Below are 16,914 nucleotides of genomic sequence, written 5' to 3' on the forward strand. Positions count from 1 at the left end.
CAGCCTGAATACGGCCTGAACCTTCAGGCGCTCTCGCTATCATCGAAGGATGAGCTTTTTTGCCATCCTGTGCGCGCTGCTGATAGAGCAGGTGCGGCCGCTGGGCCCGCACAACCCCGTGTACGGCGCGGTGCTTGCGTGGACACGCTGGACCAGCCGCAACTTCGACGCGGGCAAGCCGCATCACGGATGGATCGCCTGGGGGCTCGCGGTGTTCGTCCCCACGCTCGGCGCGCTGGGCGTCCACTGGCTTCTGGTGCTCACGCTCGGCCTGCCTTTCGCGGTGCTCTGGAGCATTGCCGTGCTCTACGTCACGCTGGGCTTCCGGCAGTTCAGCCACCACTTCACTGACATCCGCGATGCGCTCGACGAAGGCGACGAGCCTCTGGCGCGCTCGCTGCTCGCGCACTGGCAAGGCGTCGACGCGGCCGACCTGCCGCGCAGCGAGATCGTGCGCCACGTCATCGAGCACTCGGTGATCGCCGCGCACCGCCATGTGTTCGGCGTGCTCGCATGGTTCTCGATCATCGCGGCCGTCGGCCTCGGGCCCGCGGGCGCGGTGTTCTACCGCATGAGCGAATTCGTCTCGCGTTACTGGGCGCACAAGAACGGCGCCGCGGTTCAGCCTTCGAGCGTGTCGGTGCAGGAGGCCGCGGATCGCGCATGGCATGCCATCGACTGGCTGCCCGCGCGCATCACCGCGCTGGGCTTCGCGGTGGTCGGCAGCTTCGAGGAGGCGATCGACTGCTGGCGTAATGACGCGCAGCGCTTTCCCAACGAGAACGACGGCGTGATCCTCGCGGCCACCTCGGGCGCGGTGAACGTGCGGCTCGGCGGCGGTTCGCTGCGCCCGATCCCTGTTGCCGACCCGCTGCCGCGTGCCCAGGCTGGCGAATCGCTGGCCGACGGTCGCCGCACCGACAGCGGCAGCACGCCCGGCCGCGAGCCCGAGCCGGGCCATCTGCGCAGCGTCGTCGGCCTGGTCTGGCGCTCGGTCGTGATGTGGATGGTGCTGCTGGCCCTGCTGACCCTGGCTCGCCTGCTCGGCTGAGCGAAAGGCCAAAGCCATGCCTCAGCAGCAGCAGCAGCCGGTGCCGGCCTTCTGGAGCCCGCGGATCGCCGCGCTCGAACCCTACGTGCCCGGCGAGCAGCCGCGCATCGCGAACCTCATCAAGCTCAACACCAACGAGAACCCGTATCCGCCGTCGGCGGTGGCCGTGGAGGCCATCCGGCGCGCGGCCGAAGAGGGCCTGGAGCGCTACCCCGACCCCACCTCGTTCGCGTTGCGCGAGGCGGTCGCCCGCCGGCACGGCCTGCAGCCCGGCGAGGTATTCGCCGGCAACGGCTCCGACGAAGTGCTTGCGCACGCCTTCTTCGCGTTCTTCCAGCAGGCCGAGCCGTTGCTGATGCCGGACGTGAGCTACAGCTTCTACAAGGTCTACGCGCAGCTCTACGGCATCGCCTGCGAGCAGCAGCCTGTGGACGAAGGCCTGCGGATCGACGTCGACGCGCTTGCGGCCCGCGCGCGCCAGGGCTGCGGGGGCATCGTCGTCGCGAATCCGAACGCGCCGACCGGCATTGGCCTGCCGCTCTCGCGCATCGAGCAGCTGCTCGACGCCTGTCCTGATCGCGTGGTGCTGGTCGATGAGGCCTACGTCGATTTCGGTGGCGAGAGCGCGATGCCGTTGATCAGCAGGCATCCGAACCTGCTCGTCGTGCAGACCCTTTCGAAGTCGCACGCGCTGGCCGGCTTGCGCGTGGGCTTTGCCTGCGGCCAGTCTCATCTGATCGATGCGCTGGTTCGCGTGAAGGACAGCTTCAATTCGTACCCGCTCGACCGCCTGGCCTCGGCGGGTGCCATCGCCGCGCTCGAGGACGAGGACTGGTTCCGCGACGCCTGCCACAAGATCGTCGACACCCGGGAGGGCCTGGCCCTCCAGCTCGAAGACCTGGGCTTCGAGGTGCTGCCGTCGCAGACCAACTTCGTCTTCGCGCGCCATCCGCGCCGCGACGCGGCTGAACTGGCCGCCTTGCTGCGCGAGCGCGCGGTGCTGGTACGGCACTTCAGGCAGCCGCGCATCGCGCAGTACCTGCGCATCAGCATCGGCACGCGGGAGCAGTGCAGCGTGCTCGTGCAGCGCCTGCAGGACATCCTCGATACATCTCCTTGAAGGAAACGCTGGCAATGCCGATCCAAGACACCGATCCGCGCGCCGAGGCTTGCGCAGGCTTCTGGGAGGCCGTGAGCACCCGGCTCGAAAGCCTTCGGGCCTTGCCCGCCCGGGAGCTGATGGAAGGGCTGAACGCGCTGCTGGAGCCCCACTTCCCACGGCTGGCGGCCGAGGTGGCCGGTGATCCGCCCGAGTTCAAGCTCGTGCTTACCGCACATGGATCGGTGGACGACTTCGAGGACCTGATGATGCTGGTGCAGTCCAGCCCCAGGCTGCCCCGCGTCGAGGTGGAGGCCTTTCGTCAGCGGGCGAGCGACGGCTTCGGCATGCGCATGAACAACTTCGAGCTGGCCAGCTCCGAGGTGCTGGTGAAGCACGAGCCCTATCGCGGGCGGGTGGCGCTGGAGATCGGCTTCGCCAAGCCGATCCCGATGGACATGCAGGACCACGCCCGCCACATGAGCCTCATCATGCTCGACCACATCCTGGGCGAGTACGACTTCGCGGTGAAGGTGGGCGCGGTCGACTATGTCGATGCGGATGCGCAGGCGGACTTCAGCGGCGTGCCACTCGACGATTTCGTTCCCCTGTTCGACGCCTGCTGGCGAGACGAGCTCGGCCATACCGGGGCGTTTCTTCCGGGCGAGCATGCGTGGTCGGGCGTGAGCGCGACGCGCACGGCCGAGGACGGCCGCGAGATCGAGATGATCGTCATGCGCAACGACACGGCCACCGCGCTGGTGGGGCGTGCCGACCTGTGCCATCGCCTGTCAGTGGCGGTTCCGGTCGAATCGGGCGAGGAGCTGGAAGAGGCCCGCGCCTATGAAGACCGGCTGACTGCGCGGCTGCAGGTGCACGAGGCCGGCTGCTGCACGCATGTGGTGCTGGAGGAGGGCGTGCGCACCATCCACTTCCAGGTGGCCGACCCCGATAGCGCGATCACGCAGGCGCAATCGCTGCAGGACGACATGGAACTGTCGTCGACGATGGAACTGGTCTTCGATCCGACCTGGCAGTCCTACCGGGTCTGGCTCGGCTGAGGGCGTCGCCGCCGTTTGCGGTCGGTCAGTACCGCTTCTGGCTCAGCTCGGCGAACAGCTCGCCGTAGATCCTGTAGCGGCTCGCGCTGATGGCGCCCGGCGCATCGGCGGTTTCCACGTTCGCGATCACGCCGCAGCCCGGCTCGTGCAGATGGGTGCAGTTGTAGAACTTGCAGTCGCCGGCATGCTCGGCGATATCGGGCATGAGCCCGGCGAGCTGCATCGGCGCGATGTGGTTCAGGCCGAATTCCTGGAAACCGGGCGAATCGATCAGTCCGGTGGTACGAGCCTCGTCGATCCAGTACCAGGTGGTGCTGGTGGTCGTGTGCTTGCCCGAGTTGAGCGCCTGCGAAATCTCTTGCGTCAGCACCGCCGCGCCGGGCACCAGCAGGTTGGTCAGCGTGCTCTTGCCCGAGCCGGACGGGCCCAGTACCAGGGTAGATTTTCCGGCCAGCAGCTTCATCAGCGAGGCGTAGTCCGCCTCCGCAGAAGCCTTCAGCGACAGGGGCAGTACGCCGTGGTGCATGCGGCGATAGGGTGCGAGCCTGGCCCATGCGCGCTCGAAGGGCTCGACCAGGTCGCTCTTGTTGAGCGCGATGATCGGCGCGATGCGCTCGGCCTCGGCGGCGATCAGCGCGCGGGCCAGCTGATGCTCGGAAAACTCCGGCTCGGCCGCGATCAGGATCAGCACGTGGTCGAGATTGGCCGCGAACGACTTGGTGCGGATCTCGTCCTGCCGGTAGAAGAGATTGCGCCGCGGCAGCACCTGCTCGATGGTGCCTTCGTCCTCGCTGGCCTGCCAGTGCACGCGGTCGCCGACCACGGCCTGGCTCTTCTTGCCGCGCGGATGGCAGATCAGCCGTTCGCCCGTGGGCGTTTCGACGAGGCAGTGACGCCCATGGCTGGCGACGACGAGCCCTTCATGGAGGGCCTTTGCGGCAGCCGATGCTGCCGCTGCGCGGCCGGGTTTAGCCAAGGGCGCGTTCCATCAGGCGGCGGGAGTGGCGCCGACCAGCGCGTCGGCCTGGCGGGCGCAGTCGAAGTCGGTGACCGACAGGCCGTTCACGTCGTGCGTGTTGAAGCGCACCACGCAACGGTTGTAGTGCACCGACAGGTCGGGGTGATGGTCTTGCGTGTGCGCCACGAAGGCCAGCGCATTCACGAAGGCGATGGTCTCGAAATAGTTGGCGAAGCTGAAGGTCTTTTCGATGGCGACATCGGCGCCGTCGCCCGTGAGCTTCCAGCCGTCGAGGCGCGCCAGAGCGGACACGATCTCGGTGGCGCTCAGCGCCTTGCGGGGAGGGAGGTTCTTCCAGTCCTTGGGCTTGAACATGCTGCTCATGATGGGCTTCTTCGGGATGTGAGGGGAGGTCGGATCAGGCCGCCGTCGCCATGCGGGCGAGACGTTCGGAAGCAGGGGGGTGCGAATAGTAGAACTTGACGAACACCGGGTCTGGCGTGAGCGTCGATGCGTTGTCCTGGTAGAGCTTCAGCAGAGCGGCCGAAAGGTCGGCGCCGCTGGTCTGGGCTATCGCATAGGCATCTGCCTCGAATTCATGCTTGCGCGAAAGCAGGGCGGACAGCGGAGCAACGAAGAAGCCGAAGACCGGCACGGCGAGCATGAACAGCAGCAGCGCCAGCGCGCTGTTGGGCGCAGCCATGTTGGGCTGCACGCCCAGGCCGGCATAGAACCAGAGTTGCGTCGACACCCAGCCGAGCAGCGCGAAGCCGGCCAGGCTCAGCGCGAACATCGCGACCAGACGCTTCACGATATGCCGGTGCTTGAAGTGGCCGAGTTCGTGCGCCAGCACCGCCTCGACCTCGCCGGCATTGAGCTGGCGCAGCAGCGTGTCGTAGAACACAACGCGCTTGCTGGCGCCGAAGCCCGTGAAGTAGGCGTTGGCATGCGCGCTGCGCGTGCTGCCGTCCATCACGAACAGGCCTTTTGCAGCGAAGCCGCAGCGCTTCATGAGGGCCGTCACGCGCTCCTTGAGCGTGGGGTCGTCCAGTGGTTGGAACTTGTTGAACAGCGGAGCGATGAAGGTCGGATAGATCAGCATCAGCAGCAGGTTGAAGCCCATCCACGCGCCCCAGGCCCACAGCCACCACAACTGGCCGGCCGCGCCCATGAGCCAGAGGATCAGCGCCGCGATCGGCAGGCCGATCAGGGTGCCAAGAAGCGTCGACTTGAGCATGTCGGCCAGCCAAAGCTTCCAGGTCATCTTGTTGAAGCCGAAACGTTCTTCGAGCCGGAAGGTCTGCCAGAGCGTAAAGGGCAGCTCGAGCAGGCCGCCGATTCCGGCGAAGACGGCCAGCAGCACCAGTTGCTGCAGCATGCCGCCGCCCATCCAGCCCAGCAGGAGCTTGTTGAGCAGGTCGAGGCCGCCGAGCAGGGTCCAGCCTAGCAGCAGTACAGCGCTCCATGCCATCTCGATCAGGCCGAAGCGCGCCTTGGCGATGGTGTAGTCGGCCGCCTTCTGGTGGGCGGCGAGGGTGATGGTCTGTGCGAAAGCGGCCGGCACGATGCCGCGGTGTTGCGCCACGTGGCGGACCTGCCGCGTGGCCAGCCAGAACTTCACGAGCAGGCCCGCGACGATCGCGGCCGCGAAGGCGATGGTGAAGATGAGCGAATAGGACATGGATCGGCGAGTTTAGCCCTCGCTATCTGGGGCCGCAGCCCTTCGACGACAATCCTGCGATGCCCGAATCCCTTGACCCGACGTCTCCCGCGGCCACGCCCGTACTGAAGAAAAGCGACCAGAACCTGGTCTGGCTGGACTGCGAAATGAGCGGTCTCGACCCCGAAAAAGAGCGCCTGCTCGAAATCGCCGTGGTCGTGACCGGCCCCGACCTCACCCCCTGCATCGACGGCCCCGTGCTCGTCATCCACCAGAGCGACGCCGTGCTCGATGGCATGGACGCCTGGAACAAGGGCACGCATGGCCGCAGCGGCCTGATCGACAAGGTCAAGGCCTCCACCCTCGACGAAGCCGCCGCCGAGCAGCAACTGCTCGAATTCATCGCCAAGTACATTCCGCGCAGCGGCTCGCCCATGTGCGGCAACACCATCGGGCAGGACCGGCGATTCCTCGTCAAGTACATGCCCAAGCTGGAGGCCTATTTCCACTATCGGAACCTCGACGTGAGCACGCTGAAGGAACTGGCAAAGCGCTGGAAGCCCGCGGCTTACAACAGCTTCAAGAAGCAGCAGGCGCACACGGCGCTGGCGGACGTGCACGAGTCCATCGAGGAGCTTGCTCACTACCGCGAGACCTTTTTGCGCCTCGCGGACTGAGTCAAGGCTAGGGATTAGGTAAAAACCCGAATCCATGCCATAATCGCAGGCTTCGCTGACAGGGCAGGTATTTTTGGGCCCGGCCAGCGTTTCTTGCATCTCCCTATCTTGCACACCGCGCCCGATCGCATTCGCTGATCAAAAAAGGGCCGCAGCCTCGGGCATCCGCCCGGAGTTGAATGTCGTTGGATGGTTGATGTTTTTAACCACCAACGGGGCGCCGCCTACGGCAGCGCTCGCGTTTGAGATTGACATTCATGACCGACGCTTTTGAAGCGCAGGGCGAGTTCGCGCCTGTGCAATCCGCTACCCACAACGAATTCACCGCCGCCGCGGACACCGTGTCCGAGGCTCCCATCCTCGAAGCGCTGGACGGCACCGCTCCCGAAGCGGCTGCCGCCGAAGAGCCCGCTGCTCCCAATGGCTTCATCAAGCTGGGCCTTGCGCCCGAGCTGATCGCCGCCGTGGCGGACATGGGCTTCACCCAGCCCACCGCCGTGCAGGAAAAGGTCGTTCCCATCGCCATGGGCGACCAGGACGGCGCTGCCAAGTCGGCGCGCTTCGTCGACCTGATGGTCTCCAGCCAGACCGGCTCGGGCAAGACCGCCGCCTTCCTGCTGCCCGTGCTGCACACGCTGATCAAACGCCAGGCCGAAGCCGAAGCCGAAGCCCGGGCCGAGTTCCAGCGCCTGGCCGCCGAAGCCGCTGCCCGCGGCGAAGCTCCTCCCAAGAAGCCGAAGCGCAAGGACCCGACCAACGCCCGCCATTTCAAGGCCGCCACCCCCGGCGCCCTGGTGCTGTGCCCGACGCGCGAACTCGCGCAGCAGGTCGCGCACGACGCCATCGAACTGGTTCGCCACTGCCGCGGCCTGCGCATTGCCAACGTGGTGGGCGGCATGCCCTACCAGCTCCAGATCGCCCGCCTGCAGAACGCCGACCTCGTGGTCGCCACGCCGGGCCGCCTGCTCGACCTGCAACGCTCGATGCAGATCAAGCTCGACCAGGTCAAGTTCCTGGTTGTCGACGAAGCCGACCGCATGCTCGACCTGGGCTTTGCCGACGATCTGGCCGAGATCAACCAGCTCACCATCGAGCGCCAGCAGACCATGATGTTCAGCGCCACCTTCGCGCCGCGCATCCAGCAGCTGGCTGCTCGCGTGATGCGCGAGCCGCAGCGCGTGACCATCGACAGCCCGCAGGAAAAGCACGCCAACATCAAGCAGGTGCTGTTCTGGGCCGACAACGCCCAGCACAAGCGCAAGCTGCTCGACCACTGGCTGCGCGACACCAGCATCAACCAGGCCATCGTGTTCGCCAGCACGCAGGTCGAGTGCGACGGCCTCGCCAACGACCTGCAGCAGGACGGCTTCAGCGCCGTCGCGCTGCACGGCGCGCTGAGCCAGGGCCTGCGCAACCGTCGCCTGATGGCGCTGCGCAACGGCCAGGTGCAGATCCTGGTGGCCACCGACGTGGCTGCGCGCGGCATCGACGTGCCGACCATCACCCACGTCTTCAACTTCGGCCTGCCGATGAAGGCCGAGGACTACACCCACCGCATCGGCCGCACCGGTCGCGCGGGCCGCGACGGCATCGCCGTCACCTTCGCCGAGTTCCGCGATCGTCGCCGGATCATGGACATCGAGCACTACAGCCGCCAGCAGTTCAAGGCCGAAACGATTCCGGGCATGGAACCGCAGCAGCGCATGCCCCAGTTCCGCCCGCAAGGCGACTTCGGCGGCCGCGGCCGCGACGGCCACTCGCGCGATCGCAAGTTCGGCGGTGGCGGTGGTGGTGGCTACCGTGGCGGAAATGGTGGCGGCTACGCCGGCGCCAGCGGCTTCAACGACCGCAATTCGCGTGCCCCGGGCCCGCGCGGCTTCCAGGGCCAGAACGCCGGCTTCGGCGGTGGTGGCCGTGACGAAGCCGGCTACGGCCGCAAGCCCGGTTGGGGCGACAGCGCTCCGCGCGGTGGCCACGGTCACGCCGGCGGCGGTGGTCGTGGCGACGGCGGTGGCTTCGCGCCCCGCGGCAATGGCTCCGGCCATGGCGGCGCCGGCAAGGTGTTCGTGCCTCGCGACACGCAAAAGCGCGCGTTCAAGCCCGGTCGCTGATCCTCTCCAAGTGGCCAGACGGCCACTTTGCCCCCTTCAAAAGCCCACGTTCGTGAGAACGCGGGCTTTTTTCATTGCGGGTTTCCGAGCACATCGGCTTCGTTGAGTTTGATTGACATCTGAATCGATGAAAAGTAATGTAATGGCGCATCGCTTCCCCGGAGCCACTTCCCGGCTGCCGGTTCATCGACACCTGCTTTTCGACTTTCGACATGAAAATTGCGATTCTTGGGGGTGGTCATGGCGCCTACGCGGCTGCCGCGGACCTGTCTGAAACCGGCCATGAAGTGCGCCTCTGGCGCCGCGATGCCGCAGCGCTCGAGCCGCTGCAGCGCGCCGGGGCGATCACGCTGAAAGACGCCGATGGCCCGCGCGAGGTGCCCATCGCGCTCGCCACCGCCGACATCGGTGCCGCCATGCGAGGCGCCGAGCTGATCGTCATTCCCACGCCCGCCATCGCCCAGCACGACATTGCGCTCGCCATGGCGCCGCACCTGGTCGACTGCCAGGTCGTGTTCCTGCCGCCGGGCACCTTCGGCAGCTACGTGATGGCGAAGACGGTGAAAGAGGCGGGCAGCCGCGCCGACGTCGCCTGGGCCGAGACCGGCACCTTGCCCTATCTGGCGCGCAAGCACGGGGAGCGCGAAGTCAACGTCACCATTCGCGCCATCCGCCTGCCGACCGGCGTGTACCCCGCCCGCAAGGAGACGCAAGCCATCGAAGTGATCCGCAAGGCCTATCCGGCCGTGCATGGCTGCGGCGATGCACTCTCGGGTGCGCTGATGAACGCGGGCCCCGTCATCCACCCGCCGCTGATGGTGATGAACGCAGCGCCGCTGCAGCACTTCGAACGCTGGGACATCCACAACGAAGGCACGCAGCGTGCCGTGCGCGACGTGACCGACCGGCTCGACCAGGAGCGCATGGCCGTTCGCGAAGCCTTCGGACAGGGCGCGCCGCACTATCCGCTGGCCGACCACTACAACAACGACCAGTGGATGTATGGCGACGCGCACAAGCAGCTCGTCAAGTCGGGCGACTGGCGCGAGAACATCGACCTGCACACGCACCGCTACATCACCGAGGACACCGAGCTCGGCCTTGCCTTCCTGGCCTCGGCCGCGCGCCATGCGGGCGTGGATGCACCGATTGCGCACGGCCTGCTGGCCATCGTCGGCGGCTTTCTCGGACGCGATCTGCGGCGCGGCCCTCGCACCTTCGAGAGCCTGGGCTTCGCCGGTCTGAGCACGGCACAGCTCAAGCAGAGGCTTCACGATGGCGAATGAAGCGGCTTCGCCGCCACGCTTCGCAGCCGTGGGCGCGGGCCGCATGGGGCGCGGCATCGCGATCGCGTTCGCCTATGCCGGTCACCGCATCTCCCTGATCGACCTGCGCCAGCGCTCCGACGATGCATGGCAGCGCCTGCGCGACGAAGCGAAGGCCGAGATCGAGGCCAGCCTCTCCGGGCTCGCGCAGTTGGGCGTGATCGACGATTCGCAGATAGGCGCCATCGCCGGGCGTGTCGACTTCGTCAACGCCGCTGACGCCCCGCAGGCACTGGCCGCCGCCGAACTCGTGTTCGAAGGCGTGCCCGAAACCATGGAGGCCAAGCGCGAAGCATTCGAGCAGATCAACCGCCATTGCCGCGACAACGCGATCCTGACCTCGACCACCAGCAGCATCCTCGTGACGCAGCTCGCGTCGCTCGTGCGGCTGCCAGGGCGCTTCCTCAACATGCACTGGCTCAACCCGGCCTACGTGATCCCCGTGGTCGAGCTGAGCTGCCATCCCGGCACCGATGCCGCGGTGCTCGCGCGCACCAAGGCGCTGATGGAGCAGATCGGCAAGCTGCCCGTGGTTTGCGGTGCCTCTCCGGGTTACATCGTGCCGCGGCTGCAGGCGCTGGTGATGAACGAGGCCGCGCGAATGATCGAGGAGGGCGCGGCCACCGCCGAGGAAATCGACAAGGCCACGCGCTACGGCCTCGGCCTGCGCTTCGCGGCGTTGGGTGTGGTCGAGTTCATCGATTTCGGCGGCTGCGACATCCTGCATCACGCGAGCCGCGAGATGTCGGCCTCGCTCGATGCCGGCCGATACACCGCGCCGGCCATCGTCGGGAAGATGGTCGAGCAGGGGCGGCTGGGGCTCAAGAGCGGCAGCGGCTTCTACGAGTACGAGGGCCGCGACGTCGCCGTCTACCGGCGCGACGTGCTCTCGCGCACGCTCGGCGAACTGAAGCACGCTGGCCTGTGGCGCGCACCTGCCGACCGGACCTTGTCATGAGCATCCGCCGCGCCTTTGCCGACCTGTCGGTGGGGCAGGTGCACTACGCGGCATGCGGCGACCCTGCGGCGCCGGCTGTGTTGCTGCTGCACCAGTCGCCGCGCAGCTGGGCCGAGTACCGTGCGGTGCTGCCGTTGATCGGCGGGAGCCGCAGGGTCATCGCGATGGACACGGCAGGCTTCGGCGACTCCGCCGACGGCGGCGTGCCGGCAAGCATCGAGCAATGGGCGCGTGTGGCTGGCGAGCTGCTCGATGCATTGAACATCGGGCAGGCCGACGTGGTGGGGCATCACACCGGCGGCGTCATCGCGGTCGAGCTCGCCGCGGCGCTTCCGCAGCGCGTTCGCAGCCTGGTGCTGTCCTCCACTCCGTATACCGACGAATCCTTTCGCCGGGCGCGGGCCGAGCGCCCGCCCATCGACGAGGTGGCACCGAGCGAAGACGGCTCGCATCTCACCGCGCTGTGGCAGAAGCGCCAGGGCTTCTATCCGGCCGGTCGCCCCGATCTGCTCGAAGCCTTCGTGCTCGACGCGTTGAAGGTCGGGCATCGCGTGGAAGAGGGGCATCGCGCCGTTGCGTCCTACCGCATGGAAGACCGCATCGGCCTCGTTGCGCAACCCGTGCTGATCGTGCGCGCCACCGAAGATCCCTTTGCCGCGCCCCATGCGGCGGAACTGAAGCATCACCTGCCGCAGGCACGCATCGTCGATGTCGAAGGCGGCATGGTGCCGTTGCCCGATCAGTTGCCTGAGGCCTTTGCGCGCACGGTGCTCGACTTCCTGGAGACGCTGCCTTGAGAGCCGTGCGCATCCACGGCTTCAATGAAGCGCCAGTGCTGGAAGAGGTCGCCGACCCTGTGGCGCGGCCCGGCCGAACCATCGTGCGCATGGAGGCCGCGACGGTAGGGCACATCGACCGCACCGTGTGGCGCGGGAGCTTCCTGCGTCATCCGCCGATGCCGTACACGCCGGGTGTCGAGGCAGCGGGCGTCGTCATTGCGAGCAAGCGCTACGAAGCAGGACAGCGCATCTGGCTGCGCGGCAGTGGCCTGGGCACGCTCTTCGATGGAACCTGGTGCGAACAGATCGATGCGCCCGACGAAGCGCTCGGCCCGTTGCCGGATGCCGTGTCGATGGCGCTGGGCTCGGCATTCTTCTCGCCCACAACCTCGGCGTGGGTGGCGCTGCACGAGGTCGCGAAGCTGCAAGCCGGCGAACAGGTGCTGGTGACGGGTGCGAGCGGTGCCGTCGGTTCGCTCGTAATGCAGCTTGCGCGCGATGCGGGTTGCGTAGCTGTCGCCGTGGCACCGGAGGCTGGACCACCACCGGCCGCCAGCGCCGATCTGCTGATCGACACGGTCGGCGGAGACGTGCTTGCTCGCACGCTGCCCGCAGTGCGCCCGGGTGGGCGGGCCGTGCTGGTCGGCTACACCGCCGGGCCTTTGCTGTCCCTGGACATCGCGCACTTTCTCCAGCGCGACGTGGCGCTGCTGCCTCTCAACATGTTCCGGCGCGAAGCACAGGGTCGCGCTGCGGCTCCCGAATTGCTGGCGAGGCTGGCGGACGGGCGCCTGCATCTCGAAGTGCGACCGTTCGCGCTCGCGGACGCCGCTTCCGCGCTCGACTGGATCTCACAGCGCGGCCATCGCGGCCGCGCGGTTTTCGTGCCCCACCTCTGAGAGGCGGAGCCCGGAAGTCTCACTCTTCTTCCGGTTCGTCGCCCGGTACGCGCACGTGCAGGTCGATCATCTGCCGCAGCGTCTGCTTGAGCTCTTCCGCGCGCCGCAGTCCGAAGGGCTCCAGCACGCGCCGCTCGTGCTCGCGCGCCAGCTCCATCAGGTGCTCCACCGCCTTGAGTCCCTTGCGCGTGATTCGCACCAGCGTGATGCGGCGATCACTCTCGTGGGGCAGGCGCTCGACCTGCCCGCGTGCTTCCATGCGGTCCAGCAGCCGCGTCACCGTGGGCTGCTTGGTCACGGTCACCTGCGCGAGCTGGCCGATGCTGATCGGCTCGCTGCCGGCGAGCGAGGCCATCACTCGCCACTCCGACACGGAGAAGCCCTGCTGGCGCGCCACCTCGTGGAACTCCGAGGAGATCAGCTGGCTCGCCTGCGCCAGCAGCGCGGGCAGGTAGTCATCGACGAAGCGATGCGATTCGACGGGTTGATCAGCCATGAAGGCACCTCACAGTCGCCACGGGCACGCTGCTTGCATGTCTAGGGTAATTCATGATTGTGGATACATTCATTTGTCAACATTATATGAACCGCGATGCAGCTCCCGAAACTCATCGTCCCACGATAGACAACAAGGACCCAGATGGCCGAGCGTTCATTCGTTGAAGAAGTCAAGAAACTGCGGCTTTCCGGGGGAGAAGTCTTTCGTGGCGAGGGCATTCTCGCGGTCACCAAGGCCTTGCTGGAGTCGGGAGTTTCCTACGTGGCGGGCTACCAGGGCGCGCCCATCTCGCACCTGATGGACGTGCTGGCCGACGCACAGGACATCCTCGCCGAGCAGGGCATCCGCTTCGAGAACAGCGCGAGCGAAGCCACCGCGGCCGCCACGCTCGCAGCCTCCGTCAACTACCCGCTGCGCGGCGCCGTCACCTTCAAGGCCACCGTGGGCACCAACGTGGCTTCCGATGCGCTGGCCAATCTGGCGTCGGGCGGTGTGACTGGCGGCGCTCTCATCATCGTGGGCGAGGACTACGGCGAAGGCTCGTCCATCATGCAGGAGCGCAGCCACGCCTTCGCGATGAAGTCGCAGATCTGGCTGCTCGATCCGCGTCCCAACCTGCCGAGCATCGTCGATGCGGTGAAGCAGGGCTTCGATCTCTCCGAAGCCAGCAACACGCCGGTGATGCTGCAGCTGCGCATCCGCGCGTGCCACGTGCACGGCCACTTCGTCGCTGGCGACAACAAGCGCGCGAAGTTCACGCTGAAAGATGCGCTCGAAAACCCACAGCGCGACGTAGGCCGAATCGTTCTGCCGCCCGCTAGCTTCGTGCACGAGCAGGAAAAGGTGAAGGACCGCTGGCCCGCGGCCGTGCGCTTCATCGAGGAGCGCAAGCTCAACGAGTTCTTCTCGGAAGACGCCGACGACATCGGCATCATCGTGCAGGGCGGCAGCTACAACACCCTGATGCGTGCGCTGGAGCGCCTCGAACTGGCCGACGTCTACGGCAACACCAAGGTGCCGCTGTACGTGATGAACGTGGCCTACCCCGTCATCGAGAGCGAGGTGATCCGCTTCTGCGAAGGCAAGCGCGCGGTGCTGGTGGTGGAAGAGGGGCAGCCCAACTTCGTCGAGCAGAACCTCGCGACCATCCTGCGCCAGGCCGGCTCTTCCACCGTGCTGCACGGCAAGGACATGCTGCCGGTGGCCGGCGAGTACACAGCGGCCGAACTGCTCAAGGGCGCACGCAGCTTCTGCGAGCGCTATGAACGCATTGCACCCTTGCCGGTGCCCGCGCCCGTGCGCAAGGTGATTCCTCTCATCGAGGTCGCCGAACCCGCAGTGCCTTCCACGTCGCTTGGCGAAGTGGTGCACGCCCGCCCGCCGGGCTTCTGCACCGGCTGCCCCGAGCGTCCCATCTTCAGCGCAATGAAGCTGGTCGAGCGCGAACTCGGCCCGCACCACGTGAGCGCCGACATAGGCTGCCACCTGTTCTCCATCCTGCCGCCCTTCAACATCGGCAACACCACCATGGGCTACGGCCTGGGTGGCGCGGGTGCCGCGGCGCTCAACGCGCCTGCAGGCAAGCGCGCGATCTCGATGATGGGCGACGGCGGCTTCTGGCACAACGGCCTCACCAGCGGCGTTGCCAACGCGGTCTTCAACAAGAGCGACAACCTCACCATCGTCGTCGACAACAACTACACCTCGGCCACCGGCGGGCAGGACATCCTTTCATCGAATGCCGTCAACAAGACGCGCAGCACCGGCCACGAGATCGAGAGCGCGGTGCGCGGCGTGGGCGTCAAGTGGGTGAAGACGCTGCGCCGCACCTACGACATCGCCGGCATGCGCGATGCGCTCAAGGAGGCGCTCACCACCCGGGAGAAGGGCCCGAAGGTCCTGATCGCCCAGTCGGAGTGCATGCTCAACAAGCAGCGCCGCGAGAAGCCGCTGGTGCGCAAGGCCATTGCCGACGGCAAGCGCATGGTGCGCGAGAAGTTCGGCGTCGATTCCGACACCTGCACCGGCGACCACTCCTGCATCCGTCTTTCGGGCTGCCCTTCGCTGTCGATCAAGCCCAACCCCGATCCGCTGCGCACCGACCCGGTCGCGACCGTGCTCGACAGCTGCGTGGGCTGTGGCGTGTGCGGCGAGGTCTCGCACGCCGCCGTGCTGTGCCCTTCGTTCTACAAGGCTCAGATCGTGAGCAACCCCAGCCGCTGGGACCAGCTTCGCGAGCGCGTGCGCGCGGCCGTCATCGGCTGGCTGCAGCGCGGCGAAGCGCGCCGCCGTGAAGCCTATGCCTTCTGAAGCGATGACGACCACCAAGCCTCAACCGATCAAGATCGCGATCCTCGCCATGGGCGGCGAGGGCGGCGGCGTGCTCGCCGACTGGATCGTCGACATGGGCGAGGCCAACGGCTACGTCGCCCAGACCACTTCCGTGCCGGGCGTGGCCCAGCGCACCGGCGCGACCATCTACTACGTCGAGCTGTATCCCGTGGCGCAGGCCGACGCCGACGGCGGCACGCCGGTGCTCGCGCTGATGCCTCTGCCGGGCGACGTCGACGTGGTGCTCGCGTCGGAGCTCATGGAAGCGGGCCGCGCCGTCCAGCGTGGCCTCGTCACGCGGGACCGGACGACGCTGATCGCCTCCACGCACCGCGTTTTCTCCATCGCGGAAAAGAGCGCAATGGGCGACGGCCGCGTCGACAGCGACCAGCTTCTCGCACACACCGCGACTGCGGCCAAGCGATTCATCCGCTTCGACATGGCGCAAGCCGCCGAGGCCTCGGGCAGCGTGATCAGCGCCGTGCTCTTCGGCGCGCTCGCGGGCTCGGGCGTGCTGCCTTTCAGCCGCACGCAGTTCGAGGCGACCATCGAACGTGGCGGCGTGGGCGTGAAGCCCAGCCTCAAGGCCTTCGGAGCCGCATTCGCCCGCGCACAGGATGCCGGCGGCGATGAACCGGCGAAGGAAGCTCCGGCTGCCGTCCCGGTACCGCAGCCGCGCCACCCCGCCGTGCGCGCGCTGGTCGAACGCGTGCAGCGCGAATTTCCCTTGCCCGCGCAAGACCTGCTGCTCGAAGGCGTGCGCCGCCTCATCGACTACCAGGACCCACCCTACGCCGGCCTCTACCTCGACCGCATGGCCGCGGTCGCGGCGCTGCCGGGCAACGACGACCATCGCCTGCTTCGCGAGACCGCGCGCCATCTAGCGCTCTGGATGTCCTACGAGGACACAGCCCGCGTCGCGGCCCTGAAGACCCGTGCGACCCGTTTCGAGCGCGTGCGCGGCGAGGCTCGCGTGCAGCCGGGCCAAGTGCTCGCCATCAACGAGTACATGCATCCACGCCTGCAGGAAATCTGCGAGACCCTGCCCGGCGGCATCGGCCGCTGGCTGATGAACTCGACGCTGCCGAAGAAGATCGTCGAGCGCTTCACGCAGCACGGCCGCGTGATCCAGACCAGCTCCCTGCGCGGCTATCTCATGCTGCGCGCCGTGGCGGCATGCCGGCGCTGGCGCCTGTCGACCATGCGCTATGCCGAGGAGAACCGCCGCATCGAGGAGTGGCTGCAACGCATCGCCGCCACCGCGCAGCGCAACCCCGAGCTCGCCGTGGAGCTGGCCCAGTGCCAACGCCTCGTCAAGGGCTACAGCGACACGCACGAGCGCGGCATCCGCAACTACGACACCGTGATGCGAGCCTTCGAACGCGCTGGCACCGCGCTGGCACCGGCCACGCTGCGCGAGCTGCGCGACGCAGCGCTCGCCGACGAGCACGGCCACAAGCTGCAGGCTGCACTGGCGCAGCACGCATTGGCCTGAAGAGAGAACCA

16 protein-coding genes are annotated in these 16,914 nt (G+C 67.3%); 11 read left to right on the forward strand and 5 right to left on the reverse strand.

Translation table 11 applies throughout. The features are described 5' to 3' along the window. Window positions 1-49 precede the first annotated feature (49 nt). Genes SFB74_RS09200 through SFB74_RS09210 form a run of 3 tightly spaced genes read left to right on the forward strand, consistent with a single transcriptional unit; the run spans window position 50 to window position 3,211 of the window. The gene (locus SFB74_RS09200) at window positions 50-1,051 is read left to right on the forward strand and encodes a CobD/CbiB family protein (RefSeq protein ID WP_432730485.1); all 1,002 of its coding nucleotides are present in this window, start codon (window positions 50-52) and stop codon (window positions 1,049-1,051) included. A 16-nt stretch (window positions 1,052-1,067) separates the two neighbouring features. Then, window positions 1,068-2,171: a histidinol-phosphate transaminase gene (gene hisC, locus SFB74_RS09205; protein ID WP_432730486.1), complete on the forward strand. Its 1,104-nt coding sequence runs from the start codon at window positions 1,068-1,070 to the stop codon at window positions 2,169-2,171. Window positions 2,172-2,185: 14 nt separating this feature from the next. After that, on the forward strand, window positions 2,186-3,211 hold the full coding sequence (locus SFB74_RS09210) for a hypothetical protein (RefSeq protein ID WP_432730487.1): 1,026 nt from the start codon (window positions 2,186-2,188) through the stop codon (window positions 3,209-3,211). Window positions 3,212-3,236: 25 nt separating this feature from the next. Here SFB74_RS09210 and rsgA read toward each other — a convergent pair whose 3' ends face one another. From rsgA to SFB74_RS09225, 3 genes are read right to left on the reverse strand one after another with little or no spacing between them, the layout of a single operon-like run. Next, window positions 3,237-4,187, reverse strand: coding sequence for a ribosome small subunit-dependent GTPase A (gene rsgA, locus SFB74_RS09215; RefSeq protein WP_432730488.1), 951 nt, complete (start codon window positions 4,185-4,187; stop codon window positions 3,237-3,239). A gap of 12 nt (window positions 4,188-4,199) precedes the next feature. Then, window positions 4,200-4,553 (reverse strand): 4a-hydroxytetrahydrobiopterin dehydratase, encoded by a 354-nt coding sequence (locus tag SFB74_RS09220; protein WP_432730489.1) that lies wholly within the window; start codon window positions 4,551-4,553, stop codon window positions 4,200-4,202. Window positions 4,554-4,587: 34 nt separating this feature from the next. Continuing rightward, complete coding sequence (locus SFB74_RS09225) at window positions 4,588-5,850, reverse strand: M48 family metallopeptidase (RefSeq protein ID WP_432730490.1); 1,263 nt, start codon at window positions 5,848-5,850, stop codon at window positions 4,588-4,590. A gap of 59 nt (window positions 5,851-5,909) precedes the next feature. Here SFB74_RS09225 and orn point away from each other — a divergent pair, with 59 nt between their 5' ends. Both orn and SFB74_RS09235 read left to right on the forward strand, forming a co-directional pair. Continuing rightward, the gene (gene orn, locus SFB74_RS09230) at window positions 5,910-6,506 is read left to right on the forward strand and encodes an oligoribonuclease (RefSeq protein WP_432730491.1); all 597 of its coding nucleotides are present in this window, start codon (window positions 5,910-5,912) and stop codon (window positions 6,504-6,506) included. A gap of 257 nt (window positions 6,507-6,763) precedes the next feature. Further along, window positions 6,764-8,617, forward strand: a complete 1,854-nt coding sequence (locus SFB74_RS09235; RefSeq protein WP_432730493.1) for a DEAD/DEAH box helicase — start codon at window positions 6,764-6,766, stop codon at window positions 8,615-8,617. Window positions 8,618-8,688: 71 nt separating this feature from the next. Here the strand turns inward: SFB74_RS09235 and SFB74_RS09240 are convergent, their stop codons facing one another. Next, entirely contained in the window at window positions 8,689-8,859 is a 171-nt protein-coding gene (locus SFB74_RS09240; RefSeq protein WP_432732042.1) for a hypothetical protein, read from the reverse strand. Between SFB74_RS09240 and SFB74_RS09245 the strand changes: the two genes are divergently transcribed. From SFB74_RS09245 to SFB74_RS09260, 4 genes are read left to right on the forward strand one after another with little or no spacing between them, the layout of a single operon-like run. Then, on the forward strand, window positions 8,830-9,903 hold the full coding sequence (locus SFB74_RS09245) for an NAD/NADP octopine/nopaline dehydrogenase family protein (RefSeq protein WP_432730494.1): 1,074 nt from the start codon (window positions 8,830-8,832) through the stop codon (window positions 9,901-9,903). The two genes, SFB74_RS09240 and SFB74_RS09245, sit on opposite strands and share 30 nt — an antisense overlap. After that, window positions 9,893-10,900, forward strand: coding sequence for a 3-hydroxybutyryl-CoA dehydrogenase (locus SFB74_RS09250; RefSeq protein ID WP_432730495.1), 1,008 nt, complete (start codon window positions 9,893-9,895; stop codon window positions 10,898-10,900). Before SFB74_RS09245 ends, SFB74_RS09250 begins: the two co-directional genes overlap by 11 nt. Continuing rightward, on the forward strand, window positions 10,897-11,697 hold the full coding sequence (locus SFB74_RS09255) for an alpha/beta fold hydrolase (RefSeq protein ID WP_432730496.1): 801 nt from the start codon (window positions 10,897-10,899) through the stop codon (window positions 11,695-11,697). The genes SFB74_RS09250 and SFB74_RS09255 overlap by 4 nt, the downstream gene beginning before the upstream one ends. 5 nt (window positions 11,698-11,702) lie before the next feature. After that, window positions 11,703-12,578 (forward strand): quinone oxidoreductase family protein, encoded by an 876-nt coding sequence (locus tag SFB74_RS09260; RefSeq protein WP_432731903.1) that lies wholly within the window; start codon window positions 11,703-11,705, stop codon window positions 12,576-12,578. 19 nt (window positions 12,579-12,597) lie between these two features. Here the strand turns inward: SFB74_RS09260 and SFB74_RS09265 are convergent, their stop codons facing one another. Further along, window positions 12,598-13,074, reverse strand: coding sequence for a MarR family winged helix-turn-helix transcriptional regulator (locus SFB74_RS09265; protein ID WP_093307056.1), 477 nt, complete (start codon window positions 13,072-13,074; stop codon window positions 12,598-12,600). Between the two features lie 144 nt (window positions 13,075-13,218). Between SFB74_RS09265 and SFB74_RS09270 the strand changes: the two genes are divergently transcribed. Both SFB74_RS09270 and SFB74_RS09275 read left to right on the forward strand, forming a co-directional pair. Then, the gene (locus SFB74_RS09270) at window positions 13,219-15,387 is read left to right on the forward strand and encodes a thiamine pyrophosphate-dependent enzyme (protein ID WP_432730498.1); all 2,169 of its coding nucleotides are present in this window, start codon (window positions 13,219-13,221) and stop codon (window positions 15,385-15,387) included. A 4-nt stretch (window positions 15,388-15,391) separates the two neighbouring features. Beyond that, window positions 15,392-16,903: an indolepyruvate oxidoreductase subunit beta family protein gene (locus SFB74_RS09275; protein WP_432730499.1), complete on the forward strand. Its 1,512-nt coding sequence runs from the start codon at window positions 15,392-15,394 to the stop codon at window positions 16,901-16,903. The last annotated feature ends 11 nt before the right edge of the window (window positions 16,904-16,914 follow it).

It is taken from the genome of Variovorax xiamenensis (genome assembly GCF_050916385.1).
In the GTDB taxonomy this organism is placed as follows: Bacteria; Pseudomonadota; Gammaproteobacteria; order Burkholderiales; family Burkholderiaceae_C; genus Variovorax.